We start from the raw sequence: 18,410 nt of genomic DNA, 5'->3' as shown, positions 1-18,410 counted from the left end.
GACTGCAATCCCTTCAGCTCAACAGCTTTGATAACTGCTCCGCGGCCCGCATGACCGCATCCTTGCCGCGCATCACGACGTCTTCGCGGTGCGAGATGAGGTTGACACAGGTGGGCGGGGACGGCGCCGGGCGGCGCACACCGACGGCCAGGCCGTAGGTGTTCGGTTCGATCTCGCCGTACGTCGTCACCCAACCACGCTCGCGTGCCCGCGACACCAGCTCACGTTCCCCCGGCCGCGGCGGCATGCACGCGAGCAGGGCGATGCCGGCGGCGCCGCGGTCGAGCGGGTACCGGCTGCCTTCGTGAAAGGACAGCTGGTAGGCGACGTGGCTGGGGACGATCACCGCGATCGCCACTTGCTGGTCGCCCTCGGCAACGAGCAGGGACACCGTGGTGCCCAGCTCGTCGGCCAGCGCGCGCAGCGTCGGCAGGCACAGCTGCCGCACGTTGCGGTCGAAGGACGCGCCGAGCACGGCCAGACCGGCCGCGGGGCGGTAGCGGCCGTCCTCGCCCTTGGCCACCAGCCGGAACTCCGCCAACGTCGTCAGCAACCGGTAGGCGATCGTGCGATGCACGCCGACCTGATCGGCAAGCTGCTGCACCGTGAGTCCGGCGGGGGCATCCGCCACCATCTGCAGCGCGGTCAGACCCCTGGCCAGGGTCTGCGAACCGGTCCCAGAACCCGTCACAGCCTTGACAGACCTTCCCGTGAGAGCCAAGCTCTATATATAGCGCACGTCACTGTGCGATATTAGCACACAGGTAGGTCGAAAACGAGAACGAGATTTCCCCGATCTGGAGGCCGGACGGAACCGTGGCGGAGTTCGAGAGCATATGGAGTGATCTCCAGGGCGTCGCGTTCGAGCAGGGCTACCTCGATGCCGGGGGCATCCGGACCCGCTACCTGCGCGCCGGCGATCCCGGCAAGCCGGTGCTGGTCCTGTTGCACGGGTCCGGCGGTCACGCCGAGGCGTACGTCCGCAACCTGGCCGCGCACGCCGACCATTTCTGGACCTGGTCGATCGACATGCTGGGCCACGGCTACACCGACAAGCCCGGCCATCCGCTGGAGGTCCGCCACTACGTCGAGCACCTGATGACCGTGCTGCGCACCATCGGTGTCGAGCGCGCCAGCATCAGCGGCGAATCCCTGGGCGGCTGGGTGGCCGCCCGCGCGGCCATCGACCATCCCGACGTGGTAGACCGGCTGGTCCTCAACACCGCCGGCGGGTCGCAGGCCGATCCCGTTGTGATGCAACGGATTATCGCGCTGTCGATGGCCGCTGCCGAAAACCCCACCTGGGAGACGGTGCAAGCGCGGATCAAATGGCTGATGGCCGACAAGTCCCGCGACTACGACGACCTGGTCGCCAGCCGCCAGCGCGTCTACCGCCAACCGGGGTTCGTCGCCGCCATGCGCGACATCATGGCGTTGCAGGACCCCGAGATTCGGGCGCGCAACATTCTGGGCCCGGCCGAATACGGCTCGATCATCGCGCCGACCCTGGTGCTGTGGACGAGCGACGACCCGACCGCCGATGTCAGCGAGGGCCGCCGCATCGCGTCGATGATTCCGGGCGCGCGTTTCGAAGTGATGCCCGGCTGCGGTCATTGGCCGCAGTACGAGGACGCCAAGACGTTCAATCGGCTGCATCTCGATTTCCTGCTGGGCCGCTGATGATCGCGCCGGGGCCACGGGCAACCGACCACGACACCGACGTCCTGGTGGTGGGTGCGGGTCCGGTCGGCCTGACGCTCGCCAATATCCTTGGCCTGCAAGGCATCCGCACCGTGGTGGTCGAGGAGCGGGACACCCTGATCGACTACCCGCGCGGGGTGGGCCTGGACGACGAGGCGCTGCGCACCTTCCAGTCGATCGGCCTTGTCGAGCGGGTGCTGCCGCACACGGTGCCCAACCAGATCCTGCGGTTCATGGACGCCAAACGCCGGGTGCTCGCCGAAATGGCCCCGCCCGACGCGCGTTTCGGCTGGCCGAAGCGAAACGGATTCGTGCAACCGCTCGTCGACGCCGAACTGCTGGCCGGACTGGACCGGTTCGCGCACGTGCAGGTGCGCTGGGGCAGCCCGATGACGGGCTGCCGGGAAGACGCCGACGGGGTGAACGTCGAACTCGGCGCCGACGGCGGCAATGTCGGCGATGGCGGCGGTGACGGCCACCCCGCCCGGCTGCGCGCCCGCTACGTCGTCGGTTGCGACGGCGGGCGCAGCATGACCCGGCGGGTGATGGGGGTGTCCTTCGACGGCACGACGTCCTCGACCCGGTGGCTGGTGGTCGACATCGCCAACGATCCGCTCGGGCATCCCAACAGTGAGGTCGGCGCCGACCCCGAACGTCCGTACGCCTCGATCTCGATCGCGCACGGAATTCGCCGCTTCGAGTTCATGATTCACGCCGACGAGTCCGACGAACAGGCCGAAGACCCGGAATTCCTGACGCGGATGCTGGCCCGGATGGTGCCGCACCCCGACCGGGTCGACGTGATCCGGCGCCGGGTGTACACCCACCATTCGCGGATCGCCGGCGAGTTCCGCCGAGGCCGGCTGCTGCTGGCCGGCGACGCCGCGCACCTGATGCCGGTCTGGCAGGGACAGGGATACAACAGCGGGATCCGCGACGCGGCGAACTTGGGCTGGAAGCTCGCCGCGGTGGTAAGCGGGCGGGCCGGCGACGAGCTGCTGGACACCTACGACATGGAGCGCCGCAAGCATGCCCGCGCGATGATCGACCTGTCCACGATGGTGGGCCGGGTCATCTCACCCACCAACCGCCGGGTGGCCGGCGCCCGCGACCTGCTGGTGCGCTCGGCGTCGATCGTGCCGACGCTCAAGCGGTATGTGCTGGAGATGCGGTTCAAGCCCATGCCGCGTTACGAGCACGGCGCCGTCGTGCACGCCAACCCCGGCCGGGCCGACTCCCCGGTGGGCACGCTGTTCATCCAGCCGCGGGTGGACACCCGGGACCAGCAGGACGTGCTGCTCGACGACGTGCTGGGTCCCTGGTTCGCCGTGCTGTGCTGGAACAACAACCCGCGCAAGATCCTCGGCGAGACGGCGTTCGCGAACTGGAAAGCCTTGGGCGCCCGCTTCTTTGCGCTGCGCCCGGCCACACAGTTGCACTGGACCGGGCACGACGATCCCGACGTCGTGGTCGTCGGCGACCGGCGCGGTGACCTCAAATCCTGGTTCGACATCCACGCTGAATCGGTGCTGTTCCTGCGTCCCGATCGATGCATCGCCGGCGCCTGCATCGCACAGCGCGCGCCCGACCTGAGCGCGGCGCTGTTCGACGCGCTGACGCTCACGCCGCGAGGAGGTGATCCGCAAAGTGGCACTGGCTCTGTGCTGTATGTCGCACAGCCCGCTCCTGAATCTTCCGGGGCCGTCGCGGGACCTGCTTGACGACATCGACGCCGCCATCGCCCGGGCGCGAGGTTTCGTCGAAGACTACGACCCGCAGCTCGTGGTCATCTTTTCACCGGACCACTACAACGGGTTCTTCTACAAGGTGATGCCGCCCTTCTGCATCGGCACCAGCGCCAGCGGCGTCGGCGATTACGGCACCCACGCCGGACCGCTGGACGTCCCGGAGAAGCTGGCGGTCGACTGCGCGCAAGCCGTCCTCGACGCCGGGGTCGACATCGCCGTGTCAGCCAGCATGGACGTCGACCACGGGACCGTCCAGCCGCTGGAAAAGCTGTTCGGCACGGCCATTTCGCGTCCGGTGATACCGATCTTCGTCAACGCGATCGGGGTGCCGCTGGGGCCGATGCACCGGTGCCGGGCGCTGGGCGCCGCCGTCGGCACCTATCTGGCCACGCTGGACAAGCGGGTGCTGGTGATGGGATCCGGTGGGCTCTCGCACAGTCCGCCGGTGCCCACCCTGGCCACCGCGCCCGAGCCTGTGCTGCAGCGGATCGTGCACGGCGCGCCGATGACGGCCGAGCAGCGTCAGGCCCGGCAGGCCGCGGTGATCGACGCGGCCAGGAGCTTCGCCGCCGGCGACAGTGCACTGCAGCCGCTCAACCCGACCTGGGATCACCGGTTCCTGGAAATCATCGACCGCGGCTCGCTGAGCGAATTGGACCGCTGGTCGAATTCGTTCGTGACGCACGAGGGCGGCGGCTCCGCGCACGAAATCCGCACCTGGGTGGCCGCATTCGCCGCACTGCAGGCGGCCGGTCCCTACGAGACGACCATGCGCTACTACAAGCCCGCCCCCGAACTGATCGCCGGATTCGCCATCAGAACGGCAAGACCGAAATGACCGATTTCGACCACGTCGTCGACGTACTCATCGTCGGCTCGGGCGGCGGCGGGATGACGGCCGCGCTCACCGCCCAGGCCGCCGGGCTGGATGCGCTGATCGTCGAAAAGTCCTCCCACTTCGGGGGTTCCACCGCGCTGTCCGGAGGCGGCATCTGGGTGCCCGGCGCGCCCGCGCAGCGGCGGGAGGGCTACTCGCCCTCGCCGGAAGGGGTGGTGGAATACCTCAAAAACATCACCGACGGGCTGGTCAGCGAGGCGCGGATACGGCAATACGTCGAGACCGCGCCGCAGATGCTGTCATTCTTGGAAAACCTCTCCGGATGGTTCGAATTCGTCTGGAAGCCCGGATATGCCGACTACTATCCCGAGCTGCCCGGCGGCTCCGAACTCGGCAGCACCATCAACGTGCCACCCATCGACCTGCGCAAGCTCGGGCCCGACGAGCACAAGCTGCTGCAGCCGCTGGCCCTGGCCCCCAAGGGAATCTGGCTGGGGCCCAAGGAGTTACGCACCTTCTACCGGATCCGGCAGTCCTGGGCGGGCAAAGCCGTGCTGCTCAAGCTGATCGCCCGGATGGTCAGGGCGCGGGTGTTCGGCGAGCGGATGGCCGCGATCGGGCAGTCGCTGGCCGCCCGGATGCGGCTGGCGCTGCGCGACCGCGGTGTCCCGCTGTGGCTGGACTCGCCGATGGTGCGGTTGCTCACCGACCCGCAGGGAGCGGTCAGCGGCGCGGTGGTGGAACGCGAAGGCAAGCCGCAGCGCATCGGCGCACGGTTCGGCGTGATCCTGGCCTCCGGTGGCTTCGACCACGACCTCGCCTGGCGCAAGGAGCTGCTGCCCGAGGTGGACCAGGACTGGAGCTTCGGCAACCCGGCCGCGATGGGGGACGGCATCCGGGCCGGCCAAAATGTGGGCGCCGCAACGGACTTGCTCGACGAGGCGTGGTGGTTCCCGGCCATCCAATGGCCGGACGGGCGCATGCAATTCATGCTCAACGAGCGGATGATGCCGGCGCAATTCATCGTCAACGGCGCCGGCCGACGGTTCATCAACGAGGCGGCCCCGTACATGGACTTCGGCCACGCCATGATCGAGGGCCAGCGGTCCGGTGTCACCCACATCCCGTGCTGGCTGATCACCGACCACAGGTCGTGGAACCGCTACGTCATCGGCGGGCACCTGCCGCTGCCGAAGATCCCCGGGGCGCCGGTGCCCACCGGCCGCAAGATCCCGCCGGCCTGGCTGGAATCGGGTGTCGTCAAGGCCGCGATGACGTGGGACGAGATGGCGGCGCAGATCGGGGTGCCCGCCGCGGAGCTCGCCGAAACCGCGCGACGGTTCAACGAACTCGCCCGCAAGGGCCACGACGACGACTTCAACCGCGGCGACAGCGTCTACGACAACTACTACGGCGACCCGACCCTGCCCAACCCCAACCTGTATCCGCTGGGCGATCCGCCGTATTACGCCTTCCGAATCGTGCTCGGGGACCTCGGAACCTCGGGCGGCCTGCGCACCGACGAACACGCCCGCGTGCTGCGGGCCGACGACACCGTGGTGCCGGGACTCTACGCGGTGGGTAACACCTCCGCGCCGGTGATGGGCCGCAGCTATGCCGGTGCGGGGGCCACCATCGGCCCCGCCATGACCTTCGGCTACGTCGCGGCGAAACACGTTGCGGCCCAAGTCGCCAACCGAGCCGCTAATACTCATAGGAGGTAGCACATGAAAATCTCGCTGTTCTACGAATTCGCCCTGCCGCGGCCCTGGGCCCCCGACGACGAGCACGTCCTGCTGCAGGAATGCCTGGACGAGGTGGAGGCGGCCGACAAGGCGGGTTTCTCCACCGTCTGGCTGACCGAGCACCACTTCCTCGAGGAGTACTGTCACTCCACGGCGCCGGAGATCTTCCTGGCCGCCGCCAGCCAGCGGACCAAGAACATCCGGCTCGGTTTCGGCATCATGCATCTGCCGCCGGCGGTCAACCACCCCGCCCGGGTCGCCGAACGCATCGCCACCCTGGACCTGCTGTCCAACGGCCGCGTCGAGTTCGGCACCGGTGAATCGTCGTCGGTCGGTGAGCTCGGCGGGTTCAACATCGACCCCGCCGACAAGCGGGCCCAGTGGGAGGAGGCCCTCGAGGTCGCGATCCGCTGCATGGTCGAGGAACCGTTCAGCGGATTCCACGGCGAGCACGTCCAGATGCCGGCGCGCAACGTCATTCCCAAGCCGCTGCAAAAGCCGCACCCACCGGTGTGGGTGGCCTGCACGCGGCCGGCCAGCGTACAGATGGCCGCCCAAAAGGCAATCGGCGCCTTGAGTTTCGCCTACACCGGCCCCGGCCCGCTGACCGAGCGCGTCAACGGCTACTACAAGGAGTTCGAGGAGAACGGCGTGCCCGTCACGCCGGCGATCAACCCGAACATCTTGGCCATCGGCGGTGACCTGTCGATGATGGTGGCAAAGACCGACGAGGAGGCGCTGCAGCGGCTCGGCAAGGGCGGCGGCTTCTTCTCGTTCGGGATCATGCACTACTACATGACCGGCGTGCACACGCCCGGGCGAACCGGTGTGTGGAAGCGGTATCTCGAAGAGGTGGAAAAGGATCCGACGCTGGCCTACGGCCCCGGGCGGGGCGCCATCGGATCGCCGGCCACGGTGCGCGAGTTCCTGCGCGGCTACGAGGAAAGCGGCGTCGACGAGATCATCCTGCTGCTCAACCCGCGCAGCCACGAGGGCACCATGGAATCCATCGAACTGATGGGCAAAGAGGTGCTCCCTGAATTCATCGAGCGGGACGCAAAAGCCGTGGCCGACAAGGCCACCAGGCTGGCGCCGGTGATCGAAAAGGTGGAGGCGCGCCGACCGAAGTCGACCGCGCCGCAGTTCGACGAGAATTACTCGTTCGGTGGACTGCCCACCGGTCGGGGCGGTAAGTTCACCGCCAGCGAGATCCCCGAGGCCATGGCGGAGATCAACGAAGGCCGGGTCCAGGCCGCGCAGCGGGCGAAGGAACAACAGCAGCAGAAGAAGTAGTTCTCAACGGATTTCGGGGCGAAACGTGGCAGAGATCGACGCGCTGTGGCGCTATGACGGCCGCCGCGCGGTGGTGACCGGATGCGCGTCGGGCATCGGCGAGCAGGTGGTGCGCCAGCTCGGCCAACTCGGCGCCGATGTGATCGGGTTGGACCAGCGCCGGCCCGGCTGCGCACTCGGCGAGTTCCACGAGGTGGACCTGGCCGATCCCGAGTCCATCGACCGCGCCGCGGCCGGCATCGACGGCCCCGTCGACGCGCTGTTCAACATCGCGGGCGTGTCCTCGGGGATCGGCAACCCGCCGCTGGTGGTGACCGTCAACTTCCTGGGCACGCGCCAACTCACCGAGGCGCTGATCCCGAAGATGGTGGCCGGGTCGTCCATCGTGAGCGTGTCCTCGCTCGCCGCCGCCGGGTACCGCGAGCACCTGCGGCAGGCGGCGCCGCTGCTGGACACCGCCACCATGCGGGAGGGTATCGACTGGTGCACAAGCCATCCCGAAGCGCTGGGCACCGGCTATCAACTGTCCAAGGAAGCCCTGATTCTCTACACCATGCGCAGCGTCACCCCGCTGGGTGCTCGTGGTATCCGCATCAACTGCACCGGCCCCGGGGTCACCGAGACGCCGATCTTGGATCAACTGCGCACCTCCTACGGGCAGGGCTTCCTGGACGACATCCCCAAACCGCTGGGCCGGGTCAGCCGGCCCGCCGAGCAAGCAGCGGTGCTGCTGTTCCTCAATAGCGATGCGGCCAGCTATATTTCGGGCCAGGTGGTGTGGGTCGACGGCGGAAATGTAGGCGCCGCGATCGCTCGCGAACTCGAGGAAGGGCGTACCCCGTGGCCAGTGTGACCGACTTCCGCCGGGCCGCCCGCGACGTCAGCAACTGGGGTCGCTGGGGCGATGACGACGAGCTCGGCACACTGAACTTCATCACCGAGGAAAAGATCGCCCAGGCCGCCAGCCTGGTGCAGCACGGAAAAGTGTTTCCGCTCGGCGTGGACTTCGGCTCGTCAGGACCGCAGGGCGCCTTCGGGTTTCGGCACAACCCGATCCACGTGATGACCGTGGACGGCGGCGACGCCGCCACGCTGGCCCAGTACGGACCCGGCTGGGACCGCAACCCGACAGCGGCGCAGATGGGCCCCTACTTCGTCGACAACCTGTTCCGGTTCAACGACGACATGATCATCATGCCGCTGCAGGCGGCCACCCAATGGGATGCGCTGTCGCACGTCTACTACGACGACCTGCTCTACAACGGCGTCCCCGCCGGCTCGGTGACCAGCCTGGGCGCCCGCCGCTTGGGCATCGAGAAGGTGGACGGCAAGGGCATCACGTCGCGCGGGGTGCTGCTGGATCTGGTGCGCCATCGCGGCGCGGAGGTCTTCTTGGAGCACGGAAACCCGATCACCCCACAGGAATTGGATGACGTCGTGCGCGCCCAGGGCGTGACGATCGAGCGCGGCGACATCCTGCTCATCCGGACCGGTTGGTGGACAAGATATTTGGAAACAGGGAACAAGACCGAACCGTATTCCGGGCTGGACTGGCGATGCGCCCAGTGGCTGCATGACCACGAGGTCGCCGCGGTCGCCTCGGACAACCTGCAGGTCGAAGATCCGGTGTCCGGCGTCGACGGGGTGTTTTTGCCCTTCCATCTGCTGACCCTGCGCGACATGGGGCTGATGCTCGGCGAGTACTGGGACCTCAGCGCGCTGGCGACCGATTGCGCGGCCGACGGCGTCTACGAATTCCAGCTTGTCGCACCGCCGTTGAGGTTTGTGGGGGCAGTGGGTTCGCCGGTGAACCCGATCGCGATCAAATAGAGAAGGCGGGCGATGGAGATTCATCGCAAAACGATGTCGGTCGATGGCCTGGTCACCAGCTACCTTGAGGCGGGCGAGGGCGACCCGGTGGTGTTGCTGCACGGCGGGGAGTTCGGGGCCAGCGCCGAGCTCGGCTGGGAACGCAACATCGCCGCACTCGCCGCGCGCTACCGGGTGCTGGCGCCCGACCAGTTGGGCTTCGGCGGGTCCGCCAAGGTCATCGACTTCGTCGACGGTCGCGGCATGCGGATCCGGCACGTGGCCCGGTTCTGCGAACTGCTCGGCGTCGAGTCGGCGCACGTCGTCGGCAATTCTATGGGCGCCATCAATCTGCTCACCGACGCCACGTCGGACAGCCCGCTGTGGCCGGTCCGCAGCGCCGTGATCATCTGCGGCGGCGGCGAAATCCAGCAGAACGAGTATTTCGAGGCGCTGCAGAACTACGACGCCACGCTGCCCGCGATGCGCCGCATCATCGAAGCGCTGTTCTTCGACCCGGCCTATCCCGCCGACGACGACTACGTGCGCCGCCGGCACGAGTCCAGCACCGCGCCGGGGGCGTGGGAGGCCATCGCCGCGGCCAGGTTCCGGCGGCCGGGTGCCACGCCGTCCCCGACGCCGTCGAGCGCCCGGGCCTACGAACGCATTGGTGTGCCAACGCTTGTCGTGGAGGGCGGAGGCGACAAACTCCTTCCCGCCGGCTGGTCGGCTCAGATCGCCAAGCAGATCGACGGCGCGCGCTCCGTCGTGGTGGACGATGCCGGGCACTGTCCGCAGATCGAGCAGCCGTCCGTGGTCAACCAGTTGCTGATGGATTTTCTGGCGACCGCCTGAGCGTAAGCAGTGGCGTCACAGGCAGCGTCACAGGACATAGTCCAGCCGGGTCTCCATTCCGGCGACCTGGTGATAGGTGTTGTGGCAGTGCATCACCCAGGTGCCGGGGTTGTCGGCGGACAGGACAGCGGCGAGTTTCTGCTTGGGCAGCACCATGACGGTGTCCTTGCGGGCGCCCGGGCTGCCGTCGGGCTTGATCACCTGGAATGTGTGCCCGTGCAGGTGAATCGGGTGATACATCATCGTGGTGTTCTCGAAAGAGAGGGTGGGCCGTTGGTCCTCGTGCACGAGCAGCGGATTCGTCTTGCTGTACGGCTCGCCGTTGATCGTCCAGTTGTACTGGATCATGTTGCCGCCCAGCACGATCGGCAGATCCAGACCGGGATCGGGGCGGCCCAGGTTGACCGGCGTGGTGGCGGTGAACATCTCCACCGTGCCCACCCGTTTGGTGAGTTCGCCCGGCTGGAACTGCGGGTCGGGTGTGCTGCCCGCGGCGGTGGACAGCAGGGCCCGCCCCAGCGCGTTCTTGCCTTCGGCGACGGCGACCAGTGGGAAGACACCGTCGCCCGCGGTCACCGTGACGTCGTAGCGTTCGGCCATGCCGATCAGCAGGGCATCGACCTGAGCGGGCACCACGGGATAGCCGTCGGTGTGCGTCACCGTCATCGAGTGCCCGGCCAGTGCGACCCGGAACGCGGTGTCCGAGGCCGTGTTGATCAGACGAATCCGTATCCGCTGGCCGGGCTTGGCGTTGAATATCTTGGGGGAAGCCGCAATTCGACCGTTGACCAGATAGTAGGGGTAGGCGATGTCGCCGGCGTCGCCGCCGAGCAGCTCGCTGCTGCCCACGCCGGGCGGAGCCGCGGCGGCCGTCGTCGGGGTGGTCGACGTGGTCTCGGTCGTCGTGGCCGGGGATGTCTCGGTCGTGGTGGGGGTGGTCGACGTCGTCGTCTCGGGCGGGTTGCGTGGCGGCTTGTTCGGATTGCTCAATTCGCCGTACAACTGGGCCGGGCTCTTGCCGACGCCGTCGGTCCAGTCGTCGAGCACGACGATCCACTCGGCGTCGTAGTCGGCCTCGGCCGGGTCGTCGACGATGACCGGCAGATAAAGACCCGTGTCCTCGTCCAGACCGGTGTGCGGATGTGCCCAGTAGGTACCGGGATTGGGCACCGAGAACCGGTAGGTGAAGTCGTGTCCGGCCGCGATGTTGGGGGTGGCGGGCTCGGCGCCGTCCATGTCGTTGCGCAGCGAGATGCCATGCCAATGCACCGATGTCGAATGGTCAAGCCGGTTCGCCACCGTCACCGCGACCTCGTCGCCGATGGCGGCGCGGATCACCGGACCGGGGATGGAGTCGCCGAAGGCCAGCGTGCGCACGACGGGTCCGCCCAAATCGATCTGCACCGGTTGCGGTGTCAGGTGCGCGGTTACGGTGCGGCCGCTGTGCGGCCGGGCGGCCTCGGCCGTGGCGATGGCGGCGGCCATCCGCGTGTTGCGCGACGGGTCCGGCTTGGACTGACCGCAGCCCGCGAGCGCCAATCCGCCGGCGATACCGGCGGCCATGAAACCGCGCCTGCTGAGCTGCCTTCGTTCCGACGGGGTATCACCGGCCGGCGGCACAGGCATTGGTCGCTCCCCGTCTTCGTCGAGTGGGCCTCGGGCGCCCTAATACCGTGCTCGTGTGTCGGCCGGAATGCAAGCGCCGTCATCGATTCCGGCCGTGTCGCACGGGTCGGGTCCGACCGATCGGCGGCCGCATTCCCGGCCACCCTTAAATCAGTTGCTTGACTTAACACCGTTGCCGCCGATTAACTCGTCGTGTGGTCAACGAACTGGCTGGCAAGGTTGCCATCGTCACCGGCGGGGCGTCCGGCATCGGTCGCGGAATCGTGGAACGTTTTGTGGCAGAAGGGGCGCGGGTCGTCATCGCCGATATCGAGACCGAGCGGGGAGAGCGGCTGGCCGCCGAGCTGGGCGGTGAGGCCGTGTTCCGCCGCACCGACGTCTCCGACATCGAACAGGTCGGGGCTCTGGTCGCAGCCGCCGTCGAGAAATTCGGCGACCTGCACGTGATGGTGAACAACGCCGGAATCTCCAGCCCGTTGCGCCGGCTGCTCGACGACGACCTCGCCGACTTCCACCGGGTGATGGGCGTCAACGTGCTGGGCGTGATGGCCGGTACCCGAGACGCGGCGCGCCACATGGCCGACAACGGCGGCGGGGCGATCATCAACCTGACCTCGATCGGCGGGATCCAGGCCGGCGGGGGAGTGATGACCTACCGCGCCTCCAAGGCAGCGGTCATCCAGTTCACCAAGGCCGCGGCAATTGAGCTGGCGCGCTATGACATTCGCGTCAACGCCATCGCGCCCGGCAACATACCGACGCCGATTCTCGGGAAGTCGGCGGGCGACATGGACCCCGAGCAGCGGGAGCGGTTCGAGGCGCGGATCCGCGAGGGAATGCGCGAGGACCGGCCGCTCAAGCGCGAGGGCACACCCGACGACGTCGCGGAGGCGGCGCTGTATTTCGCCACCGACCGCTCGCGCTACGTCACCGGGACGGTGCTGCCGGTGGACGGCGGGACCTCGGCTGGCAAGGCGATGCGCTCGAAGCGGCAGGGATGACACCCGCCGAAATTTTAAATCAATCGCTTGACTTAAAAGCGCGGGCGCGGTTGACTGGCGCAATGACCACCATCGGACGGCCCGTGCGCACCGAGCGGGCCAGCTCCACGCAGGAGGCGATCCTGGTGGCCGCCGAGCGGCTCTATGCCGAGCACGGCATGTTCGCCGTCTCCAATCGGCAGGTCAGCGAGGCCGCCGGACAGGGCAACAACGCCGCGGTCGGTTACCACTTCGGCACCAAGGCCGATTTGGTGCGCGCCATCGAGCACAAGCACCGCGGGCCCGTCGAGCAGCTGCGCGAGCAGATGGTCGCCGAGCTGCTGGAGTCCGGCGCCGGGGGCGGCCGGGACGCCGAATTGCGCAGCTGGGTGGCCTGTTTGGTGCGCCCCCTCACCGACCACCTCGAGGAGCTGGGAAATCCGACCTGGTATGCGCGGTTCGCGGCGCAGGCGATGACCGATCCCGCCTACTACAACATCATCGTCAAGGGCGCGCTCAGCTCGCCGTCGCTGGTGCAGGTCGTCGAGGGCATCAACCGCTGCCTGCCCGACCTGCCGGCAGAAGTGCACTTCGAACGCAACATCATGGCTCGAAACCTGTTGATGCACACCTGCGCCGACCGTGAACGTGCGCTCGCCGCGGGCACGTCGACCTCCCATCGTTCCTGGCGGGCCGCGGCATCCGGCCTCATCGACGCGATCGTGGGCCTGTGGCTGGCGCCCGTGACGCCGTACGAGTGAAGGACTGGGCAGATGAAAGTGACCGTCGACCAAGACCTTTGCGCATCGTCGGGGAACTGCGTGATGAATGCCCCCGAGGTGTTCGACCAGCGCGACGACGACGGCGTCGTCGTCCTGCTCAACCCCCATCCCACGGCCGAGCAGGCGCAAGGCGCGCGGCGCGCGGCGGCGGCTTGCCCCGCCCTGGCCATCCGCGTTGAAGAATGACGACACGGCGAGGAACAACACCATGTCAGACACCCTGACGAGCACCGCGACCGAGCAGACCGCCGACATTCCGGACTACCCGATGCCGCGGCAGGCCGGCTGCCCGTTCGCGCCGCCACCGGACGTCATGGCGCTGGCCCACGACAAGCCGTTGTCGCGGGTGCGGATCTGGGACGGCAGCACACCGTGGCTCATCACAGGCTATGAGCAAGTGCGCGAACTGTTTTCGGACTCGCGGGTCAGCGTCGACGACCGGCTGCCCGGCTTCCCGCACTGGAACGCGGGCATGCTGTCCACGGTGCACAAGCGTCCGCGGTCGGTCTTCACCGCCGACGGCGAAGAACACACCCGGTTCCGGCGCATGCTGTCAAAACCCTTCACGTTCAAGCGTGTCGAGGGTTTGCGCCCGACCATCCAGCAGATCACCGACGAGCACATCGACGCGATACTGGCCGGACCGAAACCGGCCGACATCGTCAGCGCGCTGGCCCTGCCGGTGCCCTCGCTGGTGATCAGCCAGCTGCTCGGGGTCCCCTACGAGGACGCCGACATGTTCCAGCACCACGCCAACGTCGGCCTCGCGCGCTATGCCACCGGTGAGGACACCGTCAAAGGCGCGATGAGCCTGAACAAATACCTCGCCCAGCTGGTCGAGGCCAAGATGGAGAACCCCGCCGAGGACGCGGTGTCCGATCTGGCCGAGCGGGTCAGGGCCGGGGAGCTCAGCGTGAAGGAGGCCGCGCAGCTGGGCACCGGCCTGCTGATCGCCGGGCACGAAACCACCTCGAACATGATCGGTCTCGGCGTGCTCGCCCTGCTGGAAAACCCCGACCAGCTGGCCGTCATCCGGGACGCCGAAGACCCCAAGGTGATCGCCAGCGCAGTCGAGGAATTGCTGCGCTACCTCAGCATCATTCAGAACGGCCAGCGCCGCGTCGCGCTCGAAGACATCCACATCGCCGGGGAGACCATCCGGGCCGGTGAGGGGATCATCATCGACCTGGCCCCGGCGAACTGGGATGCGCGCGTCTTCCCCGAACCCGACCGGCTCTACCTGCATCGCTCCGGCGCCGACCGCAACGTCGCATTCGGCTACGGCCGCCATCAATGCGTGGGCCAGCAGCTGGCGCGCGCCGAGCTGCAGATCGTGTTCCACGCCCTGGTACGCCGCATTCCCACACTGCAACTTGCGATTCCGATCGAGGAGGTTCCGTTCAAGGACGACCGCCTCGCCTACGGCGTCTACGAACTCCCGGTGACCTGGTAGCCCACGAAAGATTGCGGATCCGAATGGAGGGTCAATGATGACGACTCAAACAAGCCCCGTTTCCCTGTACCCGCCCGGAGGATACGGCGCCCCCAAGAACCGGCGCGGTCACGCCGTGGGCAGCGATGTCGGCCTGCCGGAGGGCACGGTGGTCTTCTCGGCGGACAACCACATCTCGCTGGCCGATGACATCTTCTACCAACGCTTTCCGGATGACCTGAAGGACAAGGCGCCGCGGATCTGGTACGAGGACGGCGCCTACCAGGTCGGGCGCAAGGGACAGTCTTTCCTGCCCGGCGACTTCAGCGCCGTGCTGATGCAGTACGACGACCTCCCCGGTGCGGCGAGCACCAACATCGAGGCGCGGATTCAGGAGTTGCACGAGGACGGGGTGGAAAAGGAACTGGCCTTCCCCAACGCGGTGCTGGCGCTGTTCCACTACCCCGACAAGACACTTCGCGAGCTCGCCTTCCGCATATACAACGAATACATCGCCGAGCTGCAGGAGCGCTCGAACGGGCACTTCTACGGCGCCGGGCTGATCAACTGGTGGGACCCGCAGGGCACCAGAAAGACCCTGGACGAGCTGAAAGCATTGGGGCTCAAGACTTTCCTGATGCCGCTCAATCCCGGCAAGGACGACGACGGCAACATGATCGACTACTCCAGCACCGCCATGAGACCGGTCTGGGACGAGATCGAGGCCGCGGGCCTGCCCGTCACGCACCACATCGGGGAAACGCCGCCGAAGAGCCCGACCGAGTTCAACAGCGTCGTCGTCGGGATGATGATCAACATCGACGGATTCCGGGAGACGTTCTCCAAATACATCTTCGGCGGCATCCTCGACGATCACCCCGGGCTGCGGATCGGCTGGTTCGAGGGCGGCATCTCCTGGGTGCCGTGGGCGCTGCAGGACGGCGAGCACCTGGTCGCGTCCTACCAGCACATGTTCAACCGGCCGCTGCAGCACGATGTGCGCTACTACTGGGACACCCACATGAGCGCCTCGTTCATGGTCGACCCGCTCGGCCTGCGGCTGATCGACCAGATCGGGGTGGACAAGGTGATGTGGTCCAGCGACTACCCGCACAACGAGAGCACCTACGGCTATTCCGAGAAGTCGCTGAAGGCCGTCGTCGACGCCGTCGGGCCGGCGAACGCGGCGCAGATCGTCAGCGGCAATGTGACGAAATTCCTGGGTTTGTAGTGACGACACTCGCGCATCTGGACACCAAAACCGGTGAAGGGCTGGTGATTCCGGAGACACCGGACTTGACCCGGCTGCGCCGCGACACCGGAACCCGGCTCCGGGCGGCGATGGCCGAGCGCGGCGTCGACGCGATGATCCTGCTCGGCAACAACGCCGTCGTCTATGCCACCGGCGCCAGTTGGCCACTCGGCGACGCCGGGCTGTCCTATGTCGAGCGGCCGGTGGCCGTGGTGCTCGCCGACGACGAATGGCCGCACCTGTTCCTGCCGTTCCGCGAGGGCGCCGCACACGAGTCGGACCTGCCCGCCGACCATCTGCACGGGCCGGTCTATCTCGAATTCGACGAAGGCGTCGCGGCTTTCGCGCGCACGGTCGCCGACCTGATTCCGGCCAACGCCGTGATCGCTGTCGACGAATGCACCGGCGCAATGTCCCGCGCGGCCGCGACGCTGTTCCCCCGCGGCGCCCCCGTCGACGCGGCGGCCATCGTCGGCGCCGCCAAGGCGGTCAAGACACCGGACGAGTTGTCGTGCATCCGCACCGCGATCCGGATCACCGACGAGGCGATGGTCGAGGTGCAGAAGCGGCTGGCCCCCGGTATCCGCCAAATCGACTTGTCGGCAAGCTTTTTGCGGCGCGCCTTCGAGCTGGGCGCCACGGCCAGCATGCTGGAACCGATCTGGCAGGTGATGCCGCCGAGCAAGGCCGAGGGGGTATGGACCACGCACGGCGACCTGGCGCTGCCGCTGCTGTCCACCGCGCGCGAGCTCGACGAAGGCGACGTGCTGTGGACCGACGTCAGTATCACCTACCAGGGCTACTGCTCGGACTTCGGCCGCACCTGGATCGTCGGGCGGGACGCGTCGCCGCGCCAACAGGCCCAGTTCGACAAGTGGTTCGAAATCATGACCGCGGTCCTGGACGTCGCCAAGGCCGGCGCCACCGCGGCCGATCTGGGCCGGGCCGCGATCGGGGCCAACGGCGGTGCGAAGCCGTGGCTGCCGCACTTCTACCTGGGCCACGGCATCGGCGTCAACGCCGCCGAAATGCCCATGATCGGCACCGATCTCGGCCAGGAGTTCGACGAGAACTTCGTCCTGCAAGCCGGGATGGTGCTGGTGCTGGAGCCGGTGGTGTGGGAGGACGGCACTGGCGGCTACCGCAGCGAAGAGGTCCTGGTGATCACCGAGGAGGGCTGGATCCGCTTGACCGACTACCCCTATGACCCCTATGGCCGTCATGTCAGTTGAAGTCTGCCCCGACGGGCGCACGCTGCGCTCGGGGCGCCGCCGGCGGGCGCTGGACCAGATGGCCGCCCACGACCTCGACGTGCTGGTGCTCGGCCGGCAGGCCAACGTCCGCTACGTCTCCGGGGCGCCGCAACTGTGGGTCGCGGGCACCCGGCCGTTCGGCCCGACCTGCGTGCTGGTGCGCGAGACCGGCGCGGTTCACCTGCTCAGCACCTGGGACGAGGGCGTGCCCGAGGACATCCCGCACGAAAACCTCTACGGCATCTCGTGGAACCCGGCCAACACCGTGGCGGCGCTGCGCCGCATCGACGGCACCCAAACCGCACGGCGCGTCGGAACCGACGCACTCTCACCGGTTTTCGCGCAGCTGCTGCCCACCGTGTTCCCCAACGCGCAACTGGTCGACGGAGAACTGGCCATGCGGGCCGCCCGCCGCGTCAAGACCGCCGAGGAGATCGTGGCGCTGCGGGAATCCATCGCGGTCGCCGAGTCGGCGCTGGCGGCCGCGGTCTCGGAGTTGCGCCCCGGGGTCAGCGAGCAGGCGCTGGCCGGCGTCCTGCTGGAGGCCTCCGCGGCGGGCGGGGTGAGCACCCCGTCGAATCAGGATGTGGCGTGGGCGACCTCGCGCAGCCATCCGTGGCGGCGCGCCGACGGTGACGGTCGTATCCAGGACGGCGACCTGGTGGCATTCTCCGCCGGCGTGCTGGCCGGCGGCTACGTCGGGGAAGTGGGACGCACCTGGCCGGCCGACAAGCAGCGCGCCCCCAGCGGCGCCGAGGCCCTGCACCGGCGCTGGAACGCCTTGTGGGACAAGCTGATCGGCGCCTGCCATCCGGGCGTGGGGGCGGGCGAGCTGATGTCGGCCTACCGGGCCGCGGGGGAGCCGGCACCGCCGATGCCGGTGGCCCGCGGACTGGGTATGGGTTTCGACCCGCCGGTGGTCTCCCAGCACCTGCCCGCGACCGCCGCCGGCGAACGGCTGGAGCCGGGGATGGTGCTCGCCGTGACGGGATACGTGTGGGAGGAAGGAGTCGGCGCGGTGTTCGGCCGGGAAGCGGTCCTGATCACCGCCGACGGACCCGAAGTGCTCACCGCGAGCCCGTTCTGGCAGCCCTGA

Annotated in this window: 17 protein-coding genes; 15 read left to right on the top strand and 2 right to left on the bottom strand. The window is 68.0% G+C overall.

Annotated features, from left to right (window positions below):
- Positions 1-13: 13 nt before the first annotated feature.
- The gene (locus H7I87_RS04660; protein ID WP_019731924.1) at positions 14-691 is read right to left on the bottom strand and encodes an IclR family transcriptional regulator; all 678 of its coding nucleotides are present in this window, start codon (positions 689-691) and stop codon (positions 14-16) included.
- A gap of 125 nt (positions 692-816) precedes the next feature.
- On the opposite strand from H7I87_RS04660, the gene H7I87_RS04655 reads away from it, so the two are divergent.
- Genes H7I87_RS04655 through H7I87_RS04620 form a run of 8 tightly spaced genes read left to right on the top strand, consistent with a single transcriptional unit; the run spans position 817 to position 9,989 of the window.
- Entirely contained in the window at positions 817-1,680 is an 864-nt protein-coding gene (locus H7I87_RS04655) for an alpha/beta fold hydrolase (protein ID WP_003873045.1), read from the top strand.
- Positions 1,680-3,422: a bifunctional 3-(3-hydroxy-phenyl)propionate/3-hydroxycinnamic acid hydroxylase gene (locus H7I87_RS04650; RefSeq protein WP_019731923.1), complete on the top strand. Its 1,743-nt coding sequence runs from the start codon at positions 1,680-1,682 to the stop codon at positions 3,420-3,422. The genes H7I87_RS04655 and H7I87_RS04650 overlap by 1 nt, the downstream gene beginning before the upstream one ends.
- Positions 3,370-4,287 (top strand): 3-carboxyethylcatechol 2,3-dioxygenase, encoded by a 918-nt coding sequence (locus H7I87_RS04645; protein ID WP_019731922.1) that lies wholly within the window; start codon positions 3,370-3,372, stop codon positions 4,285-4,287. Before H7I87_RS04650 ends, H7I87_RS04645 begins: the two co-directional genes overlap by 53 nt.
- The gene (locus tag H7I87_RS04640; protein WP_019731921.1) at positions 4,284-6,011 is read left to right on the top strand and encodes an FAD-binding protein; all 1,728 of its coding nucleotides are present in this window, start codon (positions 4,284-4,286) and stop codon (positions 6,009-6,011) included. The genes H7I87_RS04645 and H7I87_RS04640 overlap by 4 nt, the downstream gene beginning before the upstream one ends.
- Positions 6,012-6,014: 3 nt before the next feature.
- Complete coding sequence (locus tag H7I87_RS04635; RefSeq protein ID WP_023861871.1) at positions 6,015-7,325, top strand: LLM class flavin-dependent oxidoreductase; 1,311 nt, start codon at positions 6,015-6,017, stop codon at positions 7,323-7,325.
- A gap of 25 nt (positions 7,326-7,350) precedes the next feature.
- On the top strand, positions 7,351-8,178 hold the full coding sequence (locus H7I87_RS04630; RefSeq protein ID WP_023864111.1) for a coniferyl-alcohol dehydrogenase: 828 nt from the start codon (positions 7,351-7,353) through the stop codon (positions 8,176-8,178).
- Complete coding sequence (locus tag H7I87_RS04625; RefSeq protein ID WP_023869738.1) at positions 8,166-9,155, top strand: cyclase family protein; 990 nt, start codon at positions 8,166-8,168, stop codon at positions 9,153-9,155. The genes H7I87_RS04630 and H7I87_RS04625 overlap by 13 nt, the downstream gene beginning before the upstream one ends.
- A gap of 12 nt (positions 9,156-9,167) precedes the next feature.
- Positions 9,168-9,989 (top strand): alpha/beta fold hydrolase, encoded by an 822-nt coding sequence (locus tag H7I87_RS04620; protein ID WP_023864110.1) that lies wholly within the window; start codon positions 9,168-9,170, stop codon positions 9,987-9,989.
- 27 nt (positions 9,990-10,016) lie between these two features.
- Here H7I87_RS04620 and H7I87_RS04615 read toward each other — a convergent pair whose 3' ends face one another.
- The gene (locus H7I87_RS04615) at positions 10,017-11,615 is read right to left on the bottom strand and encodes a multicopper oxidase family protein (RefSeq protein WP_023871398.1); all 1,599 of its coding nucleotides are present in this window, start codon (positions 11,613-11,615) and stop codon (positions 10,017-10,019) included.
- Positions 11,616-11,809: 194 nt separating this feature from the next.
- Here H7I87_RS04615 and H7I87_RS04610 point away from each other — a divergent pair, with 194 nt between their 5' ends.
- The 7 genes from H7I87_RS04610 (at position 11,810) to H7I87_RS04580 (ending at position 18,410) form a co-directional block, all read left to right on the top strand.
- Positions 11,810-12,616, top strand: coding sequence for an SDR family NAD(P)-dependent oxidoreductase (locus H7I87_RS04610; protein ID WP_023864109.1), 807 nt, complete (start codon positions 11,810-11,812; stop codon positions 12,614-12,616).
- A gap of 62 nt (positions 12,617-12,678) precedes the next feature.
- Entirely contained in the window at positions 12,679-13,356 is a 678-nt protein-coding gene (locus H7I87_RS04605; RefSeq protein WP_009975007.1) for a TetR/AcrR family transcriptional regulator, read from the top strand.
- Between the two features lie 12 nt (positions 13,357-13,368).
- A complete protein-coding gene (locus H7I87_RS04600; RefSeq protein WP_003873034.1) occupies positions 13,369-13,563 on the top strand; it encodes a ferredoxin in 195 nt (64 codons plus the stop codon).
- A 22-nt stretch (positions 13,564-13,585) separates the two neighbouring features.
- Positions 13,586-14,830 carry a cytochrome P450 gene (locus tag H7I87_RS04595; protein WP_031344498.1) on the top strand — a complete coding sequence of 415 codons (1,245 nt, stop codon included), beginning with the start codon at positions 13,586-13,588 and terminating at the stop codon, positions 14,828-14,830.
- Between the two features lie 148 nt (positions 14,831-14,978).
- Complete coding sequence (locus H7I87_RS04590; protein ID WP_031344497.1) at positions 14,979-16,040, top strand: amidohydrolase family protein; 1,062 nt, start codon at positions 14,979-14,981, stop codon at positions 16,038-16,040.
- Entirely contained in the window at positions 16,040-17,293 is a 1,254-nt protein-coding gene (locus tag H7I87_RS04585) for a M24 family metallopeptidase (protein ID WP_019732839.1), read from the top strand. The genes H7I87_RS04590 and H7I87_RS04585 overlap by 1 nt, the downstream gene beginning before the upstream one ends.
- Entirely contained in the window at positions 17,283-18,410 is a 1,128-nt protein-coding gene (locus H7I87_RS04580; RefSeq protein WP_031344496.1) for a M24 family metallopeptidase, read from the top strand. The genes H7I87_RS04585 and H7I87_RS04580 overlap by 11 nt, the downstream gene beginning before the upstream one ends.

This window comes from Mycobacterium timonense (assembly GCF_025821985.1).
Taxonomy (GTDB): Bacteria; Actinomycetota; Actinomycetes; order Mycobacteriales; family Mycobacteriaceae; genus Mycobacterium; species Mycobacterium avium.
The sequence above is the reverse complement of the archived record's forward strand: the minus strand, read 5'-3'. Positions and strand labels throughout refer to the sequence as shown.

Coding starts and splice junctions, on each gene's coding strand:
- H7I87_RS04650 (WP_019731923.1), top strand. CDS start 1,680: ATGATCGCGCCGGGGCCACGGGCAACCGACCACGACACCGACGTCCTG.
- H7I87_RS04645 (WP_019731922.1), top strand. CDS start 3,370: ATGTCGCACAGCCCGCTCCTGAATCTTCCGGGGCCGTCGCGGGACCTG.
- H7I87_RS04640 (WP_019731921.1), top strand. CDS start 4,284: ATGACCGATTTCGACCACGTCGTCGACGTACTCATCGTCGGCTCGGGC.
- H7I87_RS04635 (WP_023861871.1), top strand. CDS start 6,015: ATGAAAATCTCGCTGTTCTACGAATTCGCCCTGCCGCGGCCCTGGGCC.
- H7I87_RS04620 (WP_023864110.1), top strand. CDS start 9,168: ATGGAGATTCATCGCAAAACGATGTCGGTCGATGGCCTGGTCACCAGC.
- H7I87_RS04615 (WP_023871398.1), bottom strand. CDS start 11,615: ATGCCTGTGCCGCCGGCCGGTGATACCCCGTCGGAACGAAGGCAGCTC.
- H7I87_RS04605 (WP_009975007.1), top strand. CDS start 12,679: ATGACCACCATCGGACGGCCCGTGCGCACCGAGCGGGCCAGCTCCACG.
- H7I87_RS04600 (WP_003873034.1), top strand. CDS start 13,369: ATGAAAGTGACCGTCGACCAAGACCTTTGCGCATCGTCGGGGAACTGC.
- H7I87_RS04595 (WP_031344498.1), top strand. CDS start 13,586: ATGTCAGACACCCTGACGAGCACCGCGACCGAGCAGACCGCCGACATT.
- H7I87_RS04580 (WP_031344496.1), top strand. CDS start 17,283: ATGTCAGTTGAAGTCTGCCCCGACGGGCGCACGCTGCGCTCGGGGCGC.